The sequence below is a fragment of the Geodermatophilus maliterrae genome, from assembly GCF_041018925.1.
Taxonomy (GTDB): domain Bacteria; phylum Actinomycetota; class Actinomycetes; order Mycobacteriales; family Geodermatophilaceae; genus Geodermatophilus; species Geodermatophilus maliterrae.
Genome location: NZ_JBFNXQ010000086.1, coordinates 1 through 20957 on the forward strand (window position 1 = coordinate 1; position 20957 = coordinate 20957).

Here is a 20957-nt window from a genome sequence, read left to right on the forward strand (position 1 = left end):
GGACGGCCCAAGGGGCATCGCTGCAGGTCGGGCGCATATGCCAGCGTTGGTGGCGAGTGCCACGTGGCGGGACCCGCACCGAGTAGCCGTGATCGGAGTCGCCAACGACTGGCCGCAGCCCTGACCAGCGGCGCCGACCGCACCCTTCGAGCTGGTGCGGACTACTGGTGAGATGCCGAAGTACAGCCACCGGGTTAGCTCGGTCGGTAGCCGGGGCCCAGGCAGGCTGCACATCGCGGCCACGAGGGTGAGAACAGTCACTGGGGAGCGTTACGCGATGGACACGGGGTTGGGTGACGCTGGAACGCACGGGCGAGGCCTAGCTCCCGAACTCCCGCGACGACGCGGCAGAGCACCGGGAAGGACGGCATGCCGACACGGCGACCAAGCAAATCCAGGGCCTGCTTCGGCGCATCCGGCGCCGCCTCGACGACTGCCCGTGATCGCGGTCAACTCGCCTAGTCCGGCCCGGCGGACAGCTGATCCGCCAGCCTGGCTGGCGGGGCCACTGCCGACCAGCGGCTCCGCCGCCCCGAACGGATTTGGACGACGCCGTCCTCCGCCTTGTCATTTCTCGACCTGAGCTGGAGGCATCTCATGCTCGGAGCATCCGCACGGCTGCGCGACCGAGTTCGCTCCACGCTGGTGCGCCGGGGCCGGATTCCCGGCCTGCGGACGGCCAAGGCCACGCTGGCGGTGGTCGCGGCCTATCTGCTGGCCGAGGTGCTGCACCTGAGCGAGCACCCGATCGTCGCACCGCTGATGGCGCTGTTGGTGGTGCAGCTGACGTTGTACAAGACCCTGATGCACGGGCTGGGCCGCATCAGCGGCGTGCTCGCCGGAGTGCTGGTGGCCGTCGGCGTAGCCAACGTCGTCGGGCTCACCTGGTGGAGTCTGGGCGTCGTGGTCGCCGGTTCCCTGGTCGTCGGCCGGCTCCTGCGGCTGGGCCCGCATCTGTTCGAGGCGCCGATCACCGCGATGCTCCTGCTCGAAGTCAGCGCCGGCGGCGCGCTCGCGCTGACACGAGTGACCGAGGCGCTGCTCGGCGCGCTGGTCGGGATCACCGTCAGCGTGCTCGTCGCGCCTCCGCTGTACCTGCAGCCGGCCGGCGAGGCCATCGGTGAGCTCGCCGAACGGATGGCGGATTTTGCCCGGGACTTCGCCGACGGCTTGCGCGGCCCCTGGTCTCGGTCGACGGCCGACTACTGGCTCACCCAGGCCCGTGCCGTCCGCGACGAGGTGCTCCGCGCGGATCTGACCGTGGCCCGGGTCGAGGAGAGCGCCCGGCTCCACCCCCATGCCCGCAGCGCCCGCGACGCCCAACCGCGGCTGCGCACCACCTTGACCGGGCTGGAACGCTGCCACCTGACTCTGCGCACGCTGGCGCGCGCGGTCCTCGACCGCACCTACTTCATGCCCCCCGCCGAGCAGTCCGCGGCCTACACCAGCGAACAGCGCGCCGCGCTGGCCGACCTACTGACCACCGCCGCGGCCGCGCTCCACAGCGTCACCCCCATCGCCACCGGCGCCAACCCGGACGCCGCCCGACTCGCCGTCGAGGCCCACCTCGCCGAGCTGGACGACCAGCGCCACCGGATCAACACCCTCCTCACCGTCGCCCCCCAGATCGACCAGGCCGCATGGAAACAACACGGCGCCCTGCTGACGTCCATCGACCGGCTCCGCGTCGAGATCGCCGCCGCCGCACGCCACCCCGATGAGGTGAACCCAGAAGCCAGGCGTACACCGGTCATCTCCGCTACGGGCCACCGGCCTGGCCTGGCCTAGCCAGTCGTCGCAGGCGGCTTCCTCGAACAGCAGCAAGTCCACTCCCCGGCACACGCCCGGGACGCTGACCAGCGACGCCAACTGCGCCCTTCAACGGGGTTCAGATTCCTGGTGGGAAAATCTCATTGGTCACCGCGATCACCGTGATGGCTTGGGCTGACGCGCGTGCTGTCCCCCGTTGTCAGGAGCGCTGGCGGATCGGAGCTGGGCGGCCACCTCCGGAGACCGGTTCCGCGCGCAGTCGGCCGCGGCCGAGTCCGGCATTCGCGCCGTCCCGGGACGGTGACGGCGCATAGCGGTCACGGGCGTGCAGGGCTGCTCTCCCGGCTCATCTGCAACGCGGCCGCGCCGATCCAGGATTGGCGGGTGTCCAGTCCCTCAGCCCGGGCCGCGGATCGCAGTGCTGCCGTGGTGACTTCGACCGGTTGACCGGCCACGCGTTGGGCGACCAGTTCATAGACCAGGCACGCTCTCATGCACGTGCCCAGGGAGTGGAGTTCGAGCTGGTTCCGCCAGTCCTCCGGCATGGTCGCCAGTTTTCCCGAACGCTGCATTGACACGCCTGTGTTACGCAGATGTAACACAGGCATTCTGTCCGTGGCGATGCTCGGCGAGCTCGCGACCGGAACTGTTCCGCTGACCTCGGCGACGTCGAGCACAACCGGAGCGCCGGCCGTCGTCTCAAGTGCCAAGCAGTGGCGGCACTCATCGCGAGCCCGGTGTTCACTGGCGCGAAACGCCCTCGGTGCGGGGCGTTCCTAGGTTGGTGGCGTCGGGTTCTGCCGGGGTTCCCGCGGAACGCACCGCCATCCCAGAGGAGCCGCCGTGAGCGGGAACGCCGTTCGTACGCAGGCCATCAAGGGCGTCGAGGCCTATGCGCCCCCAGCCGTGAGCTTCACGGCCGGCGAGACCCCGGGTGAGGTCTTCGGCGCCAACGTCTTCAGCAAGGCCGAGATGCAGAAGCGGTTGCCCAAGGCGGTCTACAAGTCCGTGCTCGCCACCATCGACCACGCCGCGCGCCTGGACCCGCTGGTCGCCGACGCCGTCGCCGCGGCGATGAAGGACTGGGCGATGGAGAAGGGGGCGACGCACTATGCCCACGTCTTCTATCCCTTGACCGGGCTGACCGCGGAGAAGCACGACAGCTTCCTGGAACCAGCCGGCGACGGATCGGCGTTGGCCGAGTTCGCCGGCAAGACCCTGGCCCAGGGCGAGCCGGACGCCTCCAGCTTCCCCAGCGGCGGGCTGCGCAACACCTTCGAGGCCCGCGGGTACACCGGCTGGGACGTCACCAGCCCGGCCTACGTCCTGGAGAGCGCCAACGGCAACACCCTCTGCATCCCGACGGTCTTCGTCTCGATGAACGGCGATGCTCTCGACCACAAGACCCCGCTGCTGCGCTCTCAGCAGTCGATGGCCAGACAGGCCGAGCGGGTGTTGCGCCTGTTCGGGCACGCCGCGCCGGACGCGGTGGTGTCCTACTGCGGCCCCGAACAGGAGTACTTCCTGGTCGACCGGCACTTCTTCCTGGCCCGGCCGGATCTGCTCAACGCCGGCCGCACCCTGTTCGGCGCGAAGCCGCCCAAGGGGCAGGAGTTCGACGACCACTACTTCGGGGCCATCCCCGAGCGCGTGCTGGGCTTCATGATGGACACCGAGCGGGAGCTGTTCAAGCTCGGTATCCCGGCCAAGACCCGGCACAACGAGGTCGCCCCCGGGCAGTTCGAGATCGCCCCGATGTTCGAGCGCGGGAACGTGGCCGCCGACCACCAGCAGTTGCTGATGACGACGTTCAAGCGGCTGGCGCGGAAGCACGGCATGGAGTGCCTCTTCCACGAGAAGCCGTTCGAGGGCATCAACGGCTCGGGCAAGCACGTCAACTTCTCCCTCGGCAACGCCACGGAGGGCAACCTGCTGCTGCCGGGGGACACCCCCCACGAGAACGCGCAGTTCCTGGTGTTCTGTGCCGCGGTGATCCGCGGGGTGCACAGGTACAGCGGTCTGCTCCGGGCCTCGGTCGCCTCGGCGAGCAACGACCACCGCCTCGGCGCCAACGAGGCACCCCCGGCGATCATCTCGATCTTCCTCGGGGACCAGCTCGCCGACGTCTTCGACCAGGTGGCCAAGGGCGGGGCCACGTCGTCGAAGGAGAAGGGGACGCTGATCATCGGCGTCGACACCCTGCCGGTCCTGCCGACCGACCCCGGCGACCGGAACCGGACGAGCCCGTTCGCGTTCACCGGCAACCGGTTCGAGTTCCGGGCCCCCGGCTCGCAGCAGACGGTCGCCGGCCCGATGGTCACGATCAACACGATCATGGCCGAGGCGCTGGACCACATCGCCACGGAGCTGGAGACCGCCGTCGCCGCCGGTACCGAGTTCAACGTCGCGGTGCAGAAGCTCCTCGAGGAGATCATCACCGACCACGGCGCCGTCGTCTTCAACGGTGACGGCTACTCCGACGACTGGCAGGTCGAGGCGGCGGCGCGTGGGCTGCCGAACCTGAGGACGACGTTGGATGCGCTCCCCGAGCTGGTCTCGGAGTCGGCGATGGAGCTGTTCAGCATCTACGGGGTGTTCAGCGAGCAGGAGATGCACAGCCGGTATGAGGTCGGGCTCGAGCACTACGCGCTGACCGTGGGCGTGGAGGCGCGCCTGACCCTGGAGATCGGGACGACGTCCGTCCTCCCCGCGGCGGTGCGTCACCAGACCGAGGTCGCGCAGAACATCGGGGCGCTCAGAGCCGCCGGCGTGGAGGCCGACACGTCGGCGCTGGACGAGGCCACCCGTCCGCTGACCGAGCTGCGGGTGGCGCTGGCCGGTCTGCGCTCGGCACTGGGCGAGCACCACGGCGAGACGGCGATGGACGAGGCGCAGCACGCGCAGGACGCACTGCTGCCGGCGATGGCGGCGGTGCGGGCCGCGGTCGACGTGCTCGAGGGCCTGGTCGCCGACGACCTGTGGCCCCTGCCGACCTATCAGGAGATGCTCTACATCCTCTGATCAGACACGACGCTGCGCTCGAGCGCGTCGGGCCGAGTGCCACGGGACCGGCGATGGAGGCGGGCTTGTGGCGGGCCGGTGCGGCGCGTCCGCCCGGCGTGCTCAGCGGTGTCCGGGGGCGCCGGTGGTCCGCCGGTGCCGGCGGGGTGCGGCTGCCGCGGCGGTGGGGTCGCTGGCGCAGGTCGGGATCGGATCGTTTGCGCCGCCGAACCGTTCGAGCTGGCTGTCCAGCAGGTCGGCGTCGAGGTGTCTCCGAGGCAGCCTTCAGGGGTGACGCGGCGTCCAGACTCGTGCCAGGACGATGCGGGCTCGCCCCGACAGCTCTGGTGCCCCGGGCGGGCGGACCCGGAGCACCCAGTCGCGTCGTCAACGGCCCGACGGGAGCGGGGCGCGGTTCGACCCTGCTGAGGGTGCGCGGACCGGTCCTCCGTGGCCAGTGCCCGAGCCGTGCTCCCGTGAGGAGCGGCGCAGCGGGATGGGCGTGAGGACGCTCAGCTGCGGCCCTCGACCACGCTGCGGGGATCGACGTCCTCTCCGGCCAGTCCCCGCGCGTGGTGGTGCTGCTCGTGGAAGTCCAGCCACTCCTGGCCGAGCTCCTCCCGGCGCGCCCGGTCGGTGTTCTCGCGGAAGAGGGGCAGGGGGTCACGCTCCTCCTCCTGCAGGTGCTCCTCGTTGACCTCGCGGGCCCTCCGTAGCGCGTGCCGCCAGTCCTCGCTGCCGACCGCGTGCTCCTGCACTGCCCGGATGCTGTCGCGGATCTCGTTGTGGTCGTGGACCGCGTGCTCGGCCTCTTCGGCTCCCTCGTCGGCGGCTCGCGCCAGCTTCGGATAGAGGATGGCCTCCTCTGCGCTCGCGTGGATCTCGAGCAGGTCGCGCAGGGTGGCCCACGCTGCCGTCAGCTCCTGTGCATCCCTCAGCGAGTCGATGGCCTCGAACTGGCGGCGCATCGCCTCGTGTTCGCGCTCCACGAGGACGGTGACGTCCGTGTCCGGACGCGCGGCGGATGAGGGCCCGGCGTCCTCGTGGCCCTCCCGGTCGAGTTCGGCCGGCCCGGGCTCCTGCGGCTTCCCGAGGACGAGCGCTCCGTCGGCGACCGTGACCGACCAGGTGGCCACCCCGGATGGCGCCGGGCCGTCCACGACGGCGCCGGTCGTCACGTCGAAGGTGGCCATGTGGCACGGACAGATGACGGTCCGCCCGTCCAGCTCGCCCTCTGCCAGGGAGCAGCCGGCGTGCGGGCAGGTGTCGTCGAAGGCGTGCAGGGTGCCGTCGAGCATCGCGACGGCGACGACGGAACCCTCGTGCTCGGCGGTCACCATCTCCCCTTCGGCAGGAGGTGCGGGCGGGGACGGCTCCGGTGGAGGCATGCAGGCCCTCTACCCGCGGCCGGTCCGGCTACCCGACTGTCACGTCCCGCGACCACGGGTGCACCCGCGGCTTCCAGAGGTCGTGACGAGCACCTCGCGTCCAGCGCCTCGTGAGCGCGGTGGTACCGATCTGCTCGAGCGACGGGTGATCCGATCGGCAGGCCGTTCAGCGCGGCGGTGACCGCCGCCTCCCCGTGCACTCTCGTGGTCGGGACGACCGGGACGGGACCGTGTTCAGCCCCGACGAGCAGCTCGACCTCGGTGCAGCCGAGGATCACGCCCTGCGCTCCCGCGTCCAGGAGCTGTTCGATGACCTGCCGGTCCTGCTGGTGGGACTCCGTCCGCACGATGCCGAGGCACAGCTGGTCCTGGATGACCCGGTGGACCTCGGCCCGGTCCGGAGGTCGTCAGCACTGCGAAGTCAGTGGCCGTGCCCCGCGGACCTGGGGGGCCGCCTCCCCGCCGGGACGCCGGTGACGCGCGGCGCACCGCTGCGAGCGCGGTCCACCCGGTCGCGGTTGGCCTGACCGGCGCCGCGCAGCGGGCCGCTCAGGCCGACCCCTCCGCCCACGGCGTAGCTGCGTGGGGCGGCCCGCGCGCAGGTGGGGCAAGGGCGTGGCGTGCCGCTCCTCCTGCAGGGAGCGCTGGAGGTCGAAGGGAACCACAGCGGGGGCAGCGGAACTCGTATACCGGCACGGTGCTCCTCTCGGGAGGGTTGGCCGGTGCTCCGGGCCGGTGGGGCCCGGAGCACCGGTGCGGATCAGTCGGCGGTGAGGTCGCGGCCGCCGCCGGCGCCCGCGGGGAGGATGTTCCGGTCGAAGATGGACAGCGGGATGCTCAGGGACACGGCGCTGTTGGGGATGTCCACGACGCCGCCGATGCGTCCCTCGATGGGGGCGGCGCCGAGGAACAGGTAGGCCTGCTCGAAGGTCCAGTTCATGGCGGGCATGAGGTAGTTGATGGCGTTGAGGCAGGCCTGGCGGTAGGCGACGGTCGCGTTCATGTAGTAGTTCCTGCCGTCCTCCACGCTGATGCCCTCGAAGGTGATGAACTCGGAGTAGTTCGGGCCGACGCGGCCGGGCTTGAAGAACGGCATGGACTGCTTGTAGCGCTCCATCCCCCCTTGATCAGGTCGAAGTGCAGGTCGATGAAGCCGGGCATCTCGATGGCGCCGCAGAAGGTGATCTCCCCGTCGCCCTGGGCGAAGTGCAGGTCGCCGATGGAGAAGTTGGCGCCGGAAACGTAGACGGGCATGTAGACCCGGCTGCCCACGCCAAGGTCCTTGATGTCGACGTTCCCGCCGTGCTCGCGGGGCGGGATGGTGCGGCACGCGACCGCGGCGGCCTGGTCGAACGCGCTGCCGGACAGGGTGCCGAGCAGCGCGTCCTGGGGCAGCGGCGGGAGGGCGAGGGCGGGGCCTGGGGTGCCCCGGGGACGTCGCCGGGGTGGGCGGGGGCGTCGCCGGTGACCCGGTCGGGGTTGGCGTCGATGAGGGCCTGCTCCCGGCGGTTCCACTCGGTGAGCAGGTCCGGGGACGGCGCGCAGCCGAAGAGGCCCGGATGGGAGTTGCCGATGAAGCGGACACCGGGCACGTGCCGGGAGCTGGTCCAGATGCCGTCGAAGTCCCAGATCGCCTTGGACGCCTGAGGAGAGTAGTCGGTGAGGAATCCGCCACCGTTGTCCTTGGCGAAGATCCCGGTGTAGCCCCAGGGCTGTTCCTGGAACGGCCCGATGTCGACGATGTCGACGACGAGCAGGTCACCGGGCTCGGCGCCTTCGATGGCGAACGGACCGCTGAGCATGTGGCAGGGGTCGATGTTCATGTCCCGGATGTCGTCGGCGTCGTCGCTGTTGCGGACCTGGTCGTCGGTCCAGTCCTTGCACTCGATCCAGTAGGAGGCGCCGGGCTTGACCGTCGCCGCCGGAGGGATGTCCGGGTGCCAGCGGTTGTGCCCGGGCACCACCTGGTCGCGCATCGACACACTGAGATCACGGTGGACCTCGAAGATGACCTCGGGCACGGGAACTCCTTCGTTGCAGTGGTGAACGGGGTCGAGGTGGAACGGGCACGGCGCCCCGGCGCCCGCAGGGCCGCCGGATCAGAAGCCGGACGGCGGCGACCCGGGGCCCGGGTCGATACGGACCGGGCCCGCGGCCGACGGCTCGACGTCCGGGTCGGAGAACCCGGTTGGGATGTAGACCGTCGGGCAGGGGCTCGGGATGTCGGCCACCCCGGACACCCGGCCCTCGATGGGCGCTGAGCCCAGCAAGGAGGCCTGCTCGGGGGGCGTAGGGGACCGCCGACCCGGGCCAGCCGGGGAGCGGTGACCACCCGGCCGCCACGGCGGAGCAGCCGCGGCGGATCCACTGCCGGGTGCGGTGCCCAAGGCTGGTTTCCTCGAGCCTCCCGTGGTCAGCGCACCGGTACACGTCGATGGCCACCCGGCGCTCCTCGATCAGGGCTGGGGCCACGGTGCCGGGGCACCGACCAGTCGCCGCATGCCTCGCAGGTCACCGGGCCGGCTCTGTGGTGACTGCCGGCGGGGAGGCGGACGCCGGCTGCTCCTCAGGCAGGACGTGTTCGCCGGTCCGGTCGGTCGACAGGCACAGGGAGCAGATGTGCGCGCCGTGCGCCTGACAGGCGACCATGTCCGGACGCTCGTAGTCCTGGCCGCAGACGTGGCAGGTGAGCACCTCGTCGGAGGGGTTGCCGTCCTGGTCGTACATCGGCAGATCGATGCCGTCGTCGGTGCGCCGCAGGTACCAGCGCCCACGGGTGGCCACGGCGAAGATCGGAGGCAGCACCAGGGCCAGGACGATCGCCACCAGCGGTGAATAGGGCCGGAGGGTCTCACCGAGGCCCCCGAAGAACACCAGGATCGAGACGCCGGCGGAGATGAGCATCGACCCGAAGCCGACCGGGTTGACCGCGTAGAGCATGCCGCGACGGAACTCCGGCTCCTTGGGGGAGATGCCCAGCAGGTACTTGTTGATCGCGATGTCGCTGGCCACCACCACGACCCAGGCGATGCCGCAGTTGGCGTAGAAGCCGAGGATGGTGTTGAGGAAGTCGAACATGTTCGCCTCCATCAGCACGAGCGCGATCAGCAGGTTCACGCCGAGGAAGACCAGCCGGCCCGGGTAGTGGCCGGTGACCCGCGTGAAGGAGTTCGTCCAGGCCAGCGACCCGGAGTAGGCGTTGGTGACGTTGATCTTCACCTGGCTGATCACCACCAGGACGACGGCCAGGGTCATCGCCAGCCAGGCCGGCACGAGGTCCTGGTAGATCTCCAGGAACTGGTGCACCGGCTGGTTGGCGATCGCCGCGGCGTCGGCGACGTGGGCGATCAGGTACACGGCCAGGAAGAGGCCGATCACCTGCTTGGCCGCACCGAAGAGCACCCAGCCCGGGCCGGCGAGGAGCACGGCGGCCCACCACCGGCGCCGATTGGCCGCGGTCTTGGGCGGCATGAAGCGCAGGTAGTCGATCTGCTCGGCGATCTGGGCGATCAATGAGAGACACACGCCGGCGGCCAGCAGCGCCGAGCCGACATTCGGCGCCGTGCCGTCCTCGCCCTGATAGGCGAAGAAGTCCCCGACCGACTCCGGATGACTGATCACGAGGTAGGCGAAGGGGAGGACCATGAGCACCAGCCACAGCGGCGTCGTCCACACCTGCAACGTGGCCAGTGCCTTCATGCCGTAGATGACCAGCGGAAAAATGATCACGGTGGACAGGGCGTACCCCAGCCACAGCGGAATGCCGAGTCCGAGTTCCAGCCCCTGGGCCATGATGGCGCCCTCGAGGGCGAAGAAGATGAAGGTGAACGTCGCGAAGATGACGTTGGTGACGACCGAGCCGTAGTAGCCGAAGCCGCTGCCGCGGGTCACCAGGTCGAGGTCCAGGTTGTAGCGGGCTGCGTAGTAGGCCAGCGGGAAGCCGGTCAGCAGGACGACGACGGCGAAGATCGCAATGCCCCACAGGGCGTTGGTGGTGCCGTAGGCGATGCCGATGTTGGCGCCGATCGCGAAGTCGGCGAGGTAGGCGATCCCGCCCAGGGCGGAGATGGCGACGACCCCTGGCGTCCACCGCCGGTAGTGCCGGGGGGCGAACCGGAGGGTGTAGTCCTCCAGCGTCTCCCGGGTGGCGGCGTCGACGCTTCGACCGGTGGCGTGGTCCGGGGGCGACAGGCCGGCCGGGGGCGGAGTGTGGACTGCCTCGCTCTGAGCCATCTGAATTCTCCTGGGTAGGCGGGAGAGCGATGAATGCGCGCGTCCCTGCGTGCCAGCAGAAAGCTGGGGGCGACGTGATGCCGAGCGATGTCCCCAGCATTACGCCAGTGCCCGAGATTGTTTATGCGCCCCGAGTTGCGATCATGACCCGCCGCAGGATGGCCGGACGCTGACGCGACGGGCCCGATGGGCGCTGACCGACACACCGCGTCTGCGCCCTCGATCCCCGCCATCACAGCGCCGCACCTGGTGCAGACCATCGAGGACATCCGCGGCGTGGCACACCGGGCTGATGGCCCCGAAGGCGCAATGGGACGGTCGCGTGCTGATACGGAACGCCGGGTAGTTGATCACTCGCTCTAGGTCCTCGGCGCGGAGGCCGTCATGTGCGGGACACGTGGCAGGGCGAGGCTGCTGACATGACGGCCAGTGGGTATGTGACCGGCGCGCACGTCGCCTCGGTGGAGCGCCACCGCCTCGTGCTCGACCGGGACGGCGAGGGTGTCGTGAGTGTGGCGCATGCGGTGTCCCGGCCGGTCGTGGACGGCCTGGCGGCGTCAGTCTGCGGCACACTGGTCACGGCGATCGCCGACATGGACTGGCGGGGCGCGCGTGCGGTCTCCCGCTGTCAGGAGTGTCAGCGGATCGCCGACTGAGGGCACCTGCCGCGGGCCGGAGTCACCGCGCGAGCCGCGGGCGCCGACGGCCCACGATCGATCGGCTCGCCGCTGCATCGTGATACGACGGCCTCACTCGGCGACGCGGCCGCGTCCGGAGTCCACGGCGATGCCTCGAGGTTGTTGCCGACCTGCAACTGATCACTCGCCGCGTGGCCCGCCGCCTTGCGACGAGGGATCGAAGCCACGCTCGATGACGACCTCGTCGCGGAGGTCGGCACGGTCGGCCGCGGCGGCTTCCAGGCGGCGCTCGGCTATCAACTCGTCGCTCAGGCGGACCTCGCCCGCAGCCTCCCTGAATCGCTCCCACAGGCGCTCCAGCGCGAAGCGGGAAAGGCCGGTCCCAGGCGCTCGGCGAAGGCGGCGGCCACCCGGTCCCGGTCCAGCGGCTCGTCGAACCAGAAGACGCAGGTGACGACCATCAGGCTGGTCGGGCGGTACATGTGCAGCCAGGCCGAATCCGCACTGGCCATCCGCTCCGTGGTCGCCACGCCGCGAGAGTGGCACGCGCAGCCGGGGCACGCAGGACCGGAGCGGGAACGGCGCTGTCATGCTCGGAGGGTGAGCAGCGAGTCCGCGACGCCTGCGTCGCCACCCACCCGTGAGGAGCCCCGGGTTCCGCCGGAGGTGCTGCGGCTGGCCCGCCGGCGCCTCGTGGCGGGGGAGCGGCTGGAGATGGGGGCGCTGGCGGCCGAGCTCGGCGTCAACCGGGTCACCCTGTACCGCTGGGTCGGCTCGCGGGAGCGGTTGCTGGTCGAGGTGCTGTGGTCGATGGCCGACGAGGCCCTGGGCTCACTGCGGTCCGAGGTCCCACCCACCGCCGACCGGGCCGTCGCGGTCATCGTCGGGTTCATCGAGTGCGTCCTGGCGAACCCCGGCATGCAGCACCTGCTCGCCGTCGACACCGACCTCGTGATGCGGCTGCTCACCCACCGCGCCGCCGGCTTCCAGCCGCGCCTCCTACAGGCCGTCGAGGACCTGCTGCGGGAAGAGACGGCTGCCGGCCGCCTCGACGTCCCGATGGACCCCCACGAGCTCGCCTACGTCGTGGTGCGGGTCATCGAGTCCTACACCTACCTCGACGTGCTGCTCGGCGAGCAGCCCGAGGCGCGCCGCGCCGAGGCCGTGCTGCGCCTACTGCTGGGCGGCCGCCGCACCTGATGCAACATCGACCCCTCCATGTTGCACGCCGCGGGGGGTCGGGGCACGCTCCCGGTACCAGCGGGACGGCGCGCCGTCCCGTCGAGCCGGCGGATGCGAGGACGCACGTGACCGACGTGAGCACACCCGACGTCAGCACTCCCGACGTGAGCAGTCCTGACGTGGGTGCGGCCCTGGGGACGGACTTCGTCGGGATCGCCGCCGAGTTCGGCGACGAGGAGCGCGACTACCTGCAGCGGACCCGGGCGTTCGTCGACGATGAGGTCCTGCCGGAGATCAACGGCTTCTGGGAGCGGGCGGAGTTCCCCGTCGAGCTGGTGCGCCGGATGGGCGAGCTCGGGCTGGTCAGCGACGGCATCGACTACCCGGGCGTGCCGAGCATGACCGCGGCGAGTGCCGGTCTGGTGGCGATGGAGCTGTCCCGCGGGGACGGCAGTCTCGCCACGTTCGCCGGCGTGCAGGCGGGGTTGACGATGCGCTCGATCGACTACTTCGGCTCCGAGGAGCAGAAGCAGCGGTGGCTGCCCGCGCTGGCCCGCTGCGAGGCACTCGGCGCCTTCGCCCTCACCGAGCCCGACCACGGCTCGGACTCCCTGCTGCTGGAGACCAGCGCGGTGCGCGACGGGGACACCTACGTGCTCGACGGCGCCAAGCGGTGGATCGGCAACGGCAGCATCGCCGACGTCGTGGTGGTGTGGGCCCGCGGCGAGGACGGCCGCGTCGGCGGCTACCTGGTCGAGAAGGGCACGCCCGGCTACGAGGCCACCGTGATCACCGGCAAGGGCTCGGTCCGCGCGGTCTGGCAGGCCGACATCGCGCTGCGCGACGTCCGCATCCCCGCCGAGAACAGGCTGCCCGGCGCGCGCAGCTTCAAGGACACCGGCAAGGTGCTCGCCGGCACCCGCAGCCAGTGCGCGTTCAGCGCGCTCGGCCACGCCGTCGCCGCCTACGACGCCGCGCTCACCTACGCCTCGCAGCGCACCCAGTTCGGCAAGCGCCTGGTGGAGTTCCAGCTGGTCCAGGCCCGGCTGGTGCACATGCTGCAGGAGGTCGTCGGGATGCAGCTGTTCTGCATGCGGCTGGCCCAGCTGCACCAGAAGGGCGAGCTGAACGACACCGTCGCGTCGCTGGCGAAGCTGAACAACACCAGCAAGGCTCGCCAGATCTGCCTGGAGGCCCGCGACCTGCTCGGCGGCAACGGCATCCTGCTCGACAACCACGTCATGCGGCACCTGGCCGACGTCGAGGCCATCCACACCTACGAGGGCACCGAGACGATCCAGACCCTCCTGGTCGGCCGCGACATCACCGGCGTCGGCGCGTTCGCCTGAGCCGGACCCGCCGTCTCCACCCCCTGCACGAGGAGCCCCCATGCGCACCGACGAAGCCACTGCCGTCTCCCGCCTCGCCGGCCTCGTGCTGAGCGGCGGGACCACCCGGATCTCCGAGCTGCACGCCGGCATCGCCGGACGGGCCTTCGCCGGCGTCGGCCCGGCCGCCCGACCGGTCCAGGTCGTCCACGACACCGTGTCCTGGCTGACCTACCGCACCGTCGGAGCCGCCCTCGGCGCCGGCGCCTCCGCCCTCGGCGCACTCGCGTCACGGCGGGTGGACGGCCGCCCCCTGGAAGACACCCCCGCCGCCCGTGTCGCGCTGGCCATACTGAACGGCGCCCACGGCGACCTGCTCGACCGTGAGACCCCGGCCCTGGCCACCACGATGACCGTCCGGCAGGCCGGACAGGCCGTGCCGGTCGAGGCCGACGCCATCGCGGCTGCCTTCCCGGACCCGTCCGGCCGGCTGGCCGTGTTCCTGCACGGGCTGACCGAGACCGAGGGCGCCTGGTGCTACAAGTCCGATCGCCACCACGGCCGGCCGGGCATCACCTACGGCACCCTGCTCGAGCAGGACCTCGGCCTGACGCCGGTGTTCCTCCGGTACAACACCGGGCTGCACATCTCCGACAACGGCCGCCGGCTGGCCGACCTGCTCGACGCCCTCGTCGAGGCCTGGCCGGTCCCGGTCCAGGACGTCGTCGTCATCGGGCACTCGATGGGCGGACTTGTCGCCCGCAGCGCACTGCACAACGCCCGCGGCGGCACCGACGAGGCCCACCCGTGGACCCGGCTGGTCCGGGACACCATCACCCTGGGCACCCCGCACCTGGGCGCGCCGCTCGAGCGCGGCGCGCACGCGCTCACGCACACCCTGGCCCGCCTGCCCGAGACTCGGCCCCTGGCCAAGGTGCTGGCCGCCCGCAGCGTCGGCATCAAGGATCTGCGCCGGGGCACGCTGGTCGAGGACGACTGGTCCGGCCGGGACCTGGACGACCGCACGCCGGGCCGACACACGCACGTGCCGCTGCACGACGGCGCCCGGCACTTCGTCGTCCTGGGCACCCTGGCCGCCGACCCCACGGCGCGGACCGCCGACCTGCTCGGTGACCTGCTCGTGCCGCCGCGCAGCGCCACCGGCGACTCCGGCGACGACGACCGGCTCCCCTTCCCGCCCGACCACGTCCACCGGCTGGGCCGACTGCACCACTTCGACCTGCTCAACCACCCGCACGTCTACGACCGGATCCGGTCGTGGCTGGACACCCGACCCGAGGGTCCGCGCCCCCCGGCGCCCGCCGGCGCGTAGTCACCCGAGGAGGAGAGGACGGTCGATGGTGCTCAAGGTGGACGTCGCGCCGGACCTCGTGCACGGCGACGTGGACGAGGGCTACGGCGCGGTGGCCGACGCGTTCCGCCGGAACTTCGCCGAACGCGGCGAGATCGGCGCCGCCTGCGTCGTCCACCGGAACGGCCGGAAGGTCGTCGACCTGTGGGGTGGCTACCGGGACGGCGTCGCACGGAAGCCCTGGGAGAGCGACACCGTCGTCACGATGTTCTCCACCTCCAAGGGAGTCGCGGCCGCGACGATGGCGGTGGCGCACGCCCGCGGCCTGCTCGACCACGACCGAGCGGTGGCCGACTACTGGCCCGAGTTCGCGCAGGCGGGCAAGGAGGACGTCACCGTCCGCCAGTTGCTGTCCCACCAGGCGGGCCTGGCCGTCATCGACCGCCCGCTGTCGGTCACCGACCTGGCCGACCGGGCCGTCATGGCCGACGCCCTCGCCGCGCAGGCACCCGGCTGGGCGCCGGGGACCCAGCACGGGTACCACGGCATCTCCCTCGGCTGGTACGAGGGCGAACTGCTGCGCCGGATCGATCCCCAGCAGCGGACCCTCGGGCAGTTCTTCGCCGAGGAGATCTCCGGACCGCTGCAGCTGGACTTCTTCTTCGGTCTCCCGGTCGACCTCGACCCCGACCGGCGGGCGGTCATCCACGGCTGGAAGCCGGCCGAGCTCGTCCTGCACCTGCGGCAGATGCCGCCGGCGTTCGTCCTCGGCTTCCTCAACCCGCGGAGCCTGACCGGGCGGGCGTTCAAGAACCCCGCTGTCCTGGGGGTCATCGACAACTACAACCGGGCCGACGTGCTGGCCCCGGAGATCCCGGCCGCCAACGGCACCGGCGAGGTCCGCGCGGTCTCGCGCCTCTACGGCGAGCTCGCAACCGGCGGGGCGGCGCTGGGGCTGGACCCGGTGACCCTGGGTGCCCTGACCCGGCCCGCGGCGCCGCCCAGCGGCGGGACGAAGGACCTCGTCCTCCGGGTCGAGACCCACTACTCCCTGGGCTACATCAAGCCGTTCCCGCAGTTCCGCTTCGGCTCCTCCGCCGATCGGGCTTTCGGGACCATGGGAACCGGCGGCTCCTTCGGGTTCGCCGACCCGGACACCGGCATCGGTTTCGCCTACGCGATGAACCGGAGCGGCTTCCGGCTCTGGGACGACCCGCGGGAGCTGGCCCTGCGCAACGCCCTCTACGTCAACGTCCTCGGCGAACGGCCACAGCTGCCGGACTGAGGGGGGTTGGCCTTCCCGGCCGGGACCCCGCGGTCGCGGCGTGGTCCTCGACGGCTCGGGCCAGCGCTTCTCGTGGCAGCGCTGCGTCGACGTCGCGGTCGGCCGCGCCCTGTGAAACCCGTTGCAGCAGAACGCCGCCGAGCCTCGTGCCACACCCGACCGAGCGCGACCGGGAGGTGGACCTGGGCCGGTTCAGGCGGGCGTGACCCGGCTCCTGAGCCGGCGGTTCCACCAGCCGGGGTGCGTCTGGGCCTGGACGAGGAGGCGGCCGAACTCCCGCCGCTGCTCACGGAGCAGCCACGGCACGGTCACCACCGGGACCAGCGCCCCCCACGCCCGGCCACGGCGGTTCTCGATCAGCCCCCCGATCGCGGCGGCGGCGGAGACGTGGAGGATCACGTTGTAGGGCGCGATGACCGGCCCGGTGAGCCCCTCGCACTCGATCAGCCACGGCAGGCCCCTCCGCGTCGTCCTGGGCCAGCTGAGGAAGTGCGCGATCACGGCAGACAGGTAGAGGCCGTTGAGGGCGGCGAACACGTTGTCGCGCGCCTCCGGCTGCCGGGCGGCTTGGTGGTAGGCGGTCATCGTGCTGCCCGCCCAGAACGTCGCCGCGGCTCGGGGACCCGTCCGGGAGGCGAAGGGCATCGCGACCCCGGACAGGAGCTCGTAGAAGACGTGCGCGGCGGCGCCCACGGTCCCCATCCGGGTCCACGGTCTGCGGCGTTCGGTACGTCGACGGATGACCGACGCCGCGCGCCGACCGGGCAGGGCGCCTGCACGGTCCACGGGTCCTCCTCGGTCTCCTGCTGGTGCCGCTGGCAGCGGCACCGATTGCGGACCGGGTACATGCCCACGCCGGCCGCACCCGTCACTTCCTCCAGATGGACATCGGTGGCCTGCCCTACCGCCGAGGTCCTGAAGTCGATCGGACTGCTGAGCACCGAGGCCGCCCCACGCGTGCGCGCCGAACTGAGCCCGCAGAACCGAGCCCGCTGGTCATGGACTCGTCGTCGACCCGGGGTCACTCGAGGACGGTGAAGGGTGCGGACCGGCCGTCGCCGTGAGGCTGCAGCGGCTCGGCTACGACGGGCGATCGCCCTCCAGGGCCGACCCGACGGAGGCTCTCGACGGATCCACAGGCGCCGTCGTTCTTCGGCTGGTGGCACCGGGCTCGAGTACCTGACCTGTAGCCGCGCTGGCCCGTGCGGCATCGAGCACCTCGAGGCTGGTGACGGCGTCCCAGGGATCGACCGGGGGCGGTCCGTCCCCTCGGACGGCGCGGGCGAAGCCGGCGTAGAAGGCGCTCCAGTCGCCTCGCTGCGAGGGCACGGGGACGGCGACGCCGCTGCGGTGTACAGCGCCCCACCGGCTCTCGGGGACCGTGCCCCACGCGGCTCCCTCCGACTCGGGTGTCCGGCCGGCGGTCAACCGCGCGGTCTGCCCGTCGTCGTCAGGGACGACCAGGGTGGCGTGGGCGCCGTCGACCCGGAAGCGCGGGCCGACGTCGCCCTGCCGCGCCCAGTTGCCCGTCACGTGCGAGGTCACCCCACCGTCGTGCCGCAGAGCCACGAAGAACCTCTCGTCGAACGCGTCTCCACCCGGCGCCATGCCGACCTCGGCGTAGACCGATCGGACCGGGCCGAAGAGGTGCAGTGCCTGGTCCATCGCGTGGCTGCCCAGGTCCAGCAGCGCGCCACCGCCGGTGACCGGGAGGCCCTCCGGCTGCGGCGGCTGCTCCATCCGGGACTCGAAGAGCAGCACCTCACCGAGCACGCCTGCGGTGACGACCTGCTGGACGGTCCGGAAGTCCGCGTCCCACCGCCGGTTCTGGTAGACCGTCAGCAGGACGCCGGCGTGCTCGGCGGCGAGCACGGTCTCCCGCGCCGCTGCGGCCTCACGGGAGAACGGCTTGTCGCAGACGACGGGCATCCCCAGCTCCACCGCCTCACGCACGAGGGGCAGGTGGGAGTCCAGCGGTGTGGTGACCACGACCGCGTCCACGCCGACGTCGGCCAGCTCGCCGAGGCTGCGTGCGACCGGAACGTCGGGGAAGTCGGCGGCCAGGGCGGCGCGCCGTTCCGGCGACCGGACCACGATGCCGCCGAGCACGCAGCCCTCGGCGTGCCGGATGAGCGGAGCGTGGAAGAGACGGCCACCCTTGCCGTAGCCGACCAGACCGATCCGCACCGGTGGCGCGCTCATACGACCTCCTCCGCCGTGCTCGCGCCGCTGCGGCCCATCACCACCACGTCAGCGGTGTTCTCCACGGCGCACTCCGTCCTGAGCGTCGTCCTGCTGAGCGCCTCCGCACTGTGCGCCGCACCTCAGCAGGTGTCAAAATTTTGTTAGGACAAACTAACCTCGGTTGTGGTCTCGTGTGCCGACGCGCCGTCCTCGGTGGTCCCGTCGGACTGCCTGACCGGGAGAGCGTTTTGCCTACCCGATGAACCGGAGCGGCTTCCGGCTCCGGGACGACCCGCGGGAGCCGGCCCTGCGCCACGCCCTCTACGTCGACGTCCTCGGCGAACGGCCACAGCTGCCGGACTGACGGATCGAGGTCCGGGACCCCGGTCAGTGCAGCAGCGTCTTCAGCGCGACCAGCGCGCAACCGAAGGCCCCGCTGAGGACCGCGTACAGCGCCAGTTCGGCTCCGCGCATCCGGCCGCGCCGACCGGCGACCACCGACCACAGGACCAGCACGGCGGTGGTCGCCCAGAGCCCGGCCAGCACGGCGGTGTTCGCCCGGAAGCCGAGCAGGTGCGCGGCGCCCACGGCGATCAGCGGGCCGTATGAGGCGGCGACCAGCGACCACTCCTCGCGCAGCAACTCACGGACGTCGGCCCGGTGGGGACGGCGGCCGGTGCGGATGCGCTGGCCGACGAGGTCGGCGTAGACATGGGCCAGCCAGTACACCAGCTGGGTCACCAGGACCAGGACGAGCATCCGGGGGACGTCGACGGAGTCACGGGCTCCCTCGGTGGCGATCAGCGACCCGGCCAGCACGGTGCCGTACACGGCGCTGGCGGGGTTGCGGCTGGGGCCCGACCCCACTCCGGCCGGTGGGCCCTCGTGCAGTGGGGACGTGGACCCGGATCCGGGGGCAGTCATCCTGGCGCTCCTCCGCTGGTCGTCTCGGTCGTCCGCCCGGGGGCTCGACCCGGACGAGACGGCCGCACGCCGCCGCGTCGCGTGCCACCGTCCGGGTCGTCCGTTCGAGGTCCCCGGGCGGGGCTCCCAGGTGGTGGACGCTGAGTGGCGGTCACACGAGGGCGCTGTGCCCGGTGAGCGCATGGCCGACGATGAGATTGGTGATCTCCCGGGTGCCTCGTAGGAGGGCAGGGCCTCGGCGTCGTTGAGTACCGGATGACGTCGCGGTCGAGCAGGATGCCGTTGCCGCCGAACAGTTCCCGCCCAGGCGACGGTCTCCCGGCCACGACTGGTGACGAAGCTCTTGGCCAGGGCGGCGTGGTCGTCGTGGAGGCGGCTTCCTCCTGAGACCGGGCCACGCGCACGGCTATGCCGAGGCTGGCCGTGACGTTGCCGGCCATGCGGGCGGTGAGGTCCTGGATCAACTGGAACCCGGCGATCGGCCGGCCGATCTGCACCCGATCCTCGGCGTAGGCCAGCGCGGCCTCGAAGGCGCCCATCTGGCAGCCGCCCGCGTGCCACGCGGCGCCGCTGCGGGTGCGGCTCGGCCACCATCCGGCCTTTCTGCGGCCTCGACCGCGGTGCGGGTCTCCTCGAGGGTCGGCCTCGGTCGCCATCGCCCTGGCCTCCGGGATGTCCTCGCAGATGTCGAAGCCGATGATGTCGCCCCCTCCCTGGCGTCGACGGCGAACTGTCGGCCCTGCCCGCAGCGACCCCGCTGATGACGGCGACCCGGGTTGCGACGCGGTCCGGGTCGAACGGCGGTCCGGCCATGTCCTCGGTCCGGTTCCTCGTTCATCGGTGGACGGGTTGTCCGGGCGGGACGACCCGGCGGTCATCGGTGCGGGGGTTGGCCGCTGCCGGCCCGGAGCCCTCCGTCGACCGGGAGGACCACTCCGGTGACGAACCGGGCGTCCTGGCCGGCCAGGAAGGAGATGACGTCGGCGACCTCGGCGGGTTCGGCGGCTCGTCCCATGGGGATGCGCCGGAGGAACTCCGCGACGTCCTCGGCCGGGATGTCCGCGGTTGCGTCGGTCGAGGTCAGCGACGGGGCGACGGCGTTGACCCGCACCCCCCGGGCGGCGAGCTCGACCGCCAGCGACCGGGTCAGGTTGACGAGCGCGCCCTTGGCCGCGTTGTAACCGGTCATGCCCGGGTCGCCGCCGAGGCCCGCGACCGACGCGACGTTGACGACGCTCCCGCCGCGCTCCAGGAGGAATGGCAGCGCGGCTTGAGTGACCAGCACGACCGACTCCACGTCGGCGGCCATCACTTCACGCCAGGCGGTCAGGGTCACCCGGTCGAACGCCGAGGTGAGCGAGATCCCGGCGTTGTTCACCACGACGTCGATGCGCCCGAACGCGCGGTCGGTGGCGGCGACCATGGCGGTGACCGCACCGGCGTCGGTGACGTCGCAGACGGTGACCAGCGGGTCAGGGGTACCGATGAGGTCGGCGGTCTCCTCCAGCGCCGGCCGGCGGCGACCGACCAGGGTGACCCGGAACCCGTCCGCGGCCAGCCGCAGCGCGGTCGCCCGGCCGATCCCCGAACCGGCGCCGGTGACGACCGCGACGGGAGCCCCGTCGCGGTCCGCCCGCCCTGGCGTGGCCACCGGCGTCCTACGCCTTGTCCGCGGCGGCCCTGAGGTTCTCGGCGGCGAGCGCGAGGCCCTCC

Annotated in this window: 16 protein-coding genes and 2 pseudogenes; 8 read left to right on the forward strand and 10 right to left on the reverse strand. The window is 71.7% G+C overall.

The window, feature by feature from the left end:
* Window positions 1-645: 645 nt before the first annotated feature.
* Both ABQ292_RS20565 and ABQ292_RS20570 read left to right on the forward strand, forming a co-directional pair.
* On the forward strand, window positions 646-1788 hold the full coding sequence (locus ABQ292_RS20565; protein ID WP_369209574.1) for an FUSC family protein: 1143 nt from the start codon (window positions 646-648) through the stop codon (window positions 1786-1788).
* Window positions 1789-2613: 825 nt separating this feature from the next.
* Window positions 2614-4791 carry a glutamine synthetase III family protein gene (locus tag ABQ292_RS20570; protein WP_369209575.1) on the forward strand — a complete coding sequence of 726 codons (2178 nt, stop codon included), beginning with the start codon at window positions 2614-2616 and terminating at the stop codon, window positions 4789-4791.
* A 491-nt stretch (window positions 4792-5282) separates the two neighbouring features.
* Here the strand turns inward: ABQ292_RS20570 and ABQ292_RS20575 are convergent, their stop codons facing one another.
* The 4 genes and pseudogenes from ABQ292_RS20575 to ABQ292_RS20590 form a co-directional block, all read right to left on the reverse strand.
* Window positions 5283-6107, reverse strand: a complete 825-nt coding sequence (locus ABQ292_RS20575) for a Rieske 2Fe-2S domain-containing protein (protein ID WP_369209576.1) — start codon at window positions 6105-6107, stop codon at window positions 5283-5285.
* An 811-nt stretch (window positions 6108-6918) separates the two neighbouring features.
* Window positions 6919-7673: pseudogene (locus tag ABQ292_RS20580) on the reverse strand (acetamidase/formamidase family protein).
* A 14-nt stretch (window positions 7674-7687) separates the two neighbouring features.
* Window positions 7688-8134: pseudogene (locus ABQ292_RS20585) on the reverse strand (acetamidase/formamidase family protein); the annotation flags it as partial.
* Window positions 8135-8669: 535 nt separating this feature from the next.
* On the reverse strand, window positions 8670-10391 hold the full coding sequence (locus ABQ292_RS20590) for a purine-cytosine permease family protein (RefSeq protein ID WP_369209577.1): 1722 nt from the start codon (window positions 10389-10391) through the stop codon (window positions 8670-8672).
* 419 nt (window positions 10392-10810) lie between these two features.
* Between ABQ292_RS20590 and ABQ292_RS20595 the strand changes: the two genes are divergently transcribed.
* Window positions 10811-11047, forward strand: coding sequence for a hypothetical protein (locus ABQ292_RS20595; protein ID WP_369209578.1), 237 nt, complete (start codon window positions 10811-10813; stop codon window positions 11045-11047).
* 290 nt (window positions 11048-11337) lie between these two features.
* Here ABQ292_RS20595 and ABQ292_RS20600 read toward each other — a convergent pair whose 3' ends face one another.
* Window positions 11338-11559, reverse strand: coding sequence for a hypothetical protein (locus ABQ292_RS20600; RefSeq protein ID WP_369209579.1), 222 nt, complete (start codon window positions 11557-11559; stop codon window positions 11338-11340).
* Between the two features lie 70 nt (window positions 11560-11629).
* Here ABQ292_RS20600 and ABQ292_RS20605 point away from each other — a divergent pair, with 70 nt between their 5' ends.
* The 4 genes from ABQ292_RS20605 (at window position 11630) to ABQ292_RS20620 (ending at window position 16136) form a co-directional block, all read left to right on the forward strand.
* Entirely contained in the window at window positions 11630-12229 is a 600-nt protein-coding gene (locus tag ABQ292_RS20605) for a QsdR family transcriptional regulator (protein WP_369209580.1), read from the forward strand.
* Between the two features lie 107 nt (window positions 12230-12336).
* Window positions 12337-13560, forward strand: coding sequence for an acyl-CoA dehydrogenase family protein (locus tag ABQ292_RS20610; RefSeq protein WP_369209581.1), 1224 nt, complete (start codon window positions 12337-12339; stop codon window positions 13558-13560).
* Window positions 13561-13600: 40 nt separating this feature from the next.
* Window positions 13601-14872: a lipase family alpha/beta hydrolase gene (locus ABQ292_RS20615; protein ID WP_369209582.1), complete on the forward strand. Its 1272-nt coding sequence runs from the start codon at window positions 13601-13603 to the stop codon at window positions 14870-14872.
* A gap of 25 nt (window positions 14873-14897) precedes the next feature.
* Window positions 14898-16136 (forward strand): serine hydrolase domain-containing protein, encoded by a 1239-nt coding sequence (locus ABQ292_RS20620; protein ID WP_369209583.1) that lies wholly within the window; start codon window positions 14898-14900, stop codon window positions 16134-16136.
* Window positions 16137-16328: 192 nt separating this feature from the next.
* On the opposite strand, the gene ABQ292_RS20625 is transcribed toward ABQ292_RS20620, so the two are convergent.
* Both ABQ292_RS20625 and ABQ292_RS20630 read right to left on the reverse strand, forming a co-directional pair.
* On the reverse strand, window positions 16329-16838 hold the full coding sequence (locus ABQ292_RS20625; protein ID WP_369209584.1) for a hypothetical protein: 510 nt from the start codon (window positions 16836-16838) through the stop codon (window positions 16329-16331).
* A gap of 378 nt (window positions 16839-17216) precedes the next feature.
* The gene (locus tag ABQ292_RS20630) at window positions 17217-18338 is read right to left on the reverse strand and encodes a Gfo/Idh/MocA family protein (RefSeq protein WP_369209585.1); all 1122 of its coding nucleotides are present in this window, start codon (window positions 18336-18338) and stop codon (window positions 17217-17219) included.
* A 15-nt stretch (window positions 18339-18353) separates the two neighbouring features.
* Between ABQ292_RS20630 and ABQ292_RS20635 the strand changes: the two genes are divergently transcribed.
* On the forward strand, window positions 18354-18485 hold the full coding sequence (locus ABQ292_RS20635; protein WP_369209586.1) for a hypothetical protein: 132 nt from the start codon (window positions 18354-18356) through the stop codon (window positions 18483-18485).
* Window positions 18486-18707: 222 nt separating this feature from the next.
* Here the strand turns inward: ABQ292_RS20635 and ABQ292_RS20640 are convergent, their stop codons facing one another.
* The 3 genes from ABQ292_RS20640 to budC are packed head-to-tail and all read right to left on the reverse strand — an operon-like array spanning window position 18708 to window position 20895.
* Window positions 18708-19244, reverse strand: coding sequence for a hypothetical protein (locus ABQ292_RS20640; protein ID WP_369209587.1), 537 nt, complete (start codon window positions 19242-19244; stop codon window positions 18708-18710).
* Window positions 19241-20122: an acyl-CoA dehydrogenase family protein gene (locus ABQ292_RS20645; RefSeq protein ID WP_369209588.1), complete on the reverse strand. Its 882-nt coding sequence runs from the start codon at window positions 20120-20122 to the stop codon at window positions 19241-19243. The genes ABQ292_RS20640 and ABQ292_RS20645 overlap by 4 nt, the downstream gene beginning before the upstream one ends.
* Complete coding sequence (gene budC, locus ABQ292_RS20650; protein WP_369209589.1) at window positions 20119-20895, reverse strand: meso-2,3-butanediol dehydrogenase; 777 nt, start codon at window positions 20893-20895, stop codon at window positions 20119-20121. The genes ABQ292_RS20645 and budC overlap by 4 nt, the downstream gene beginning before the upstream one ends.
* Between the last annotated feature and the right edge of the window lie 62 nt (window positions 20896-20957).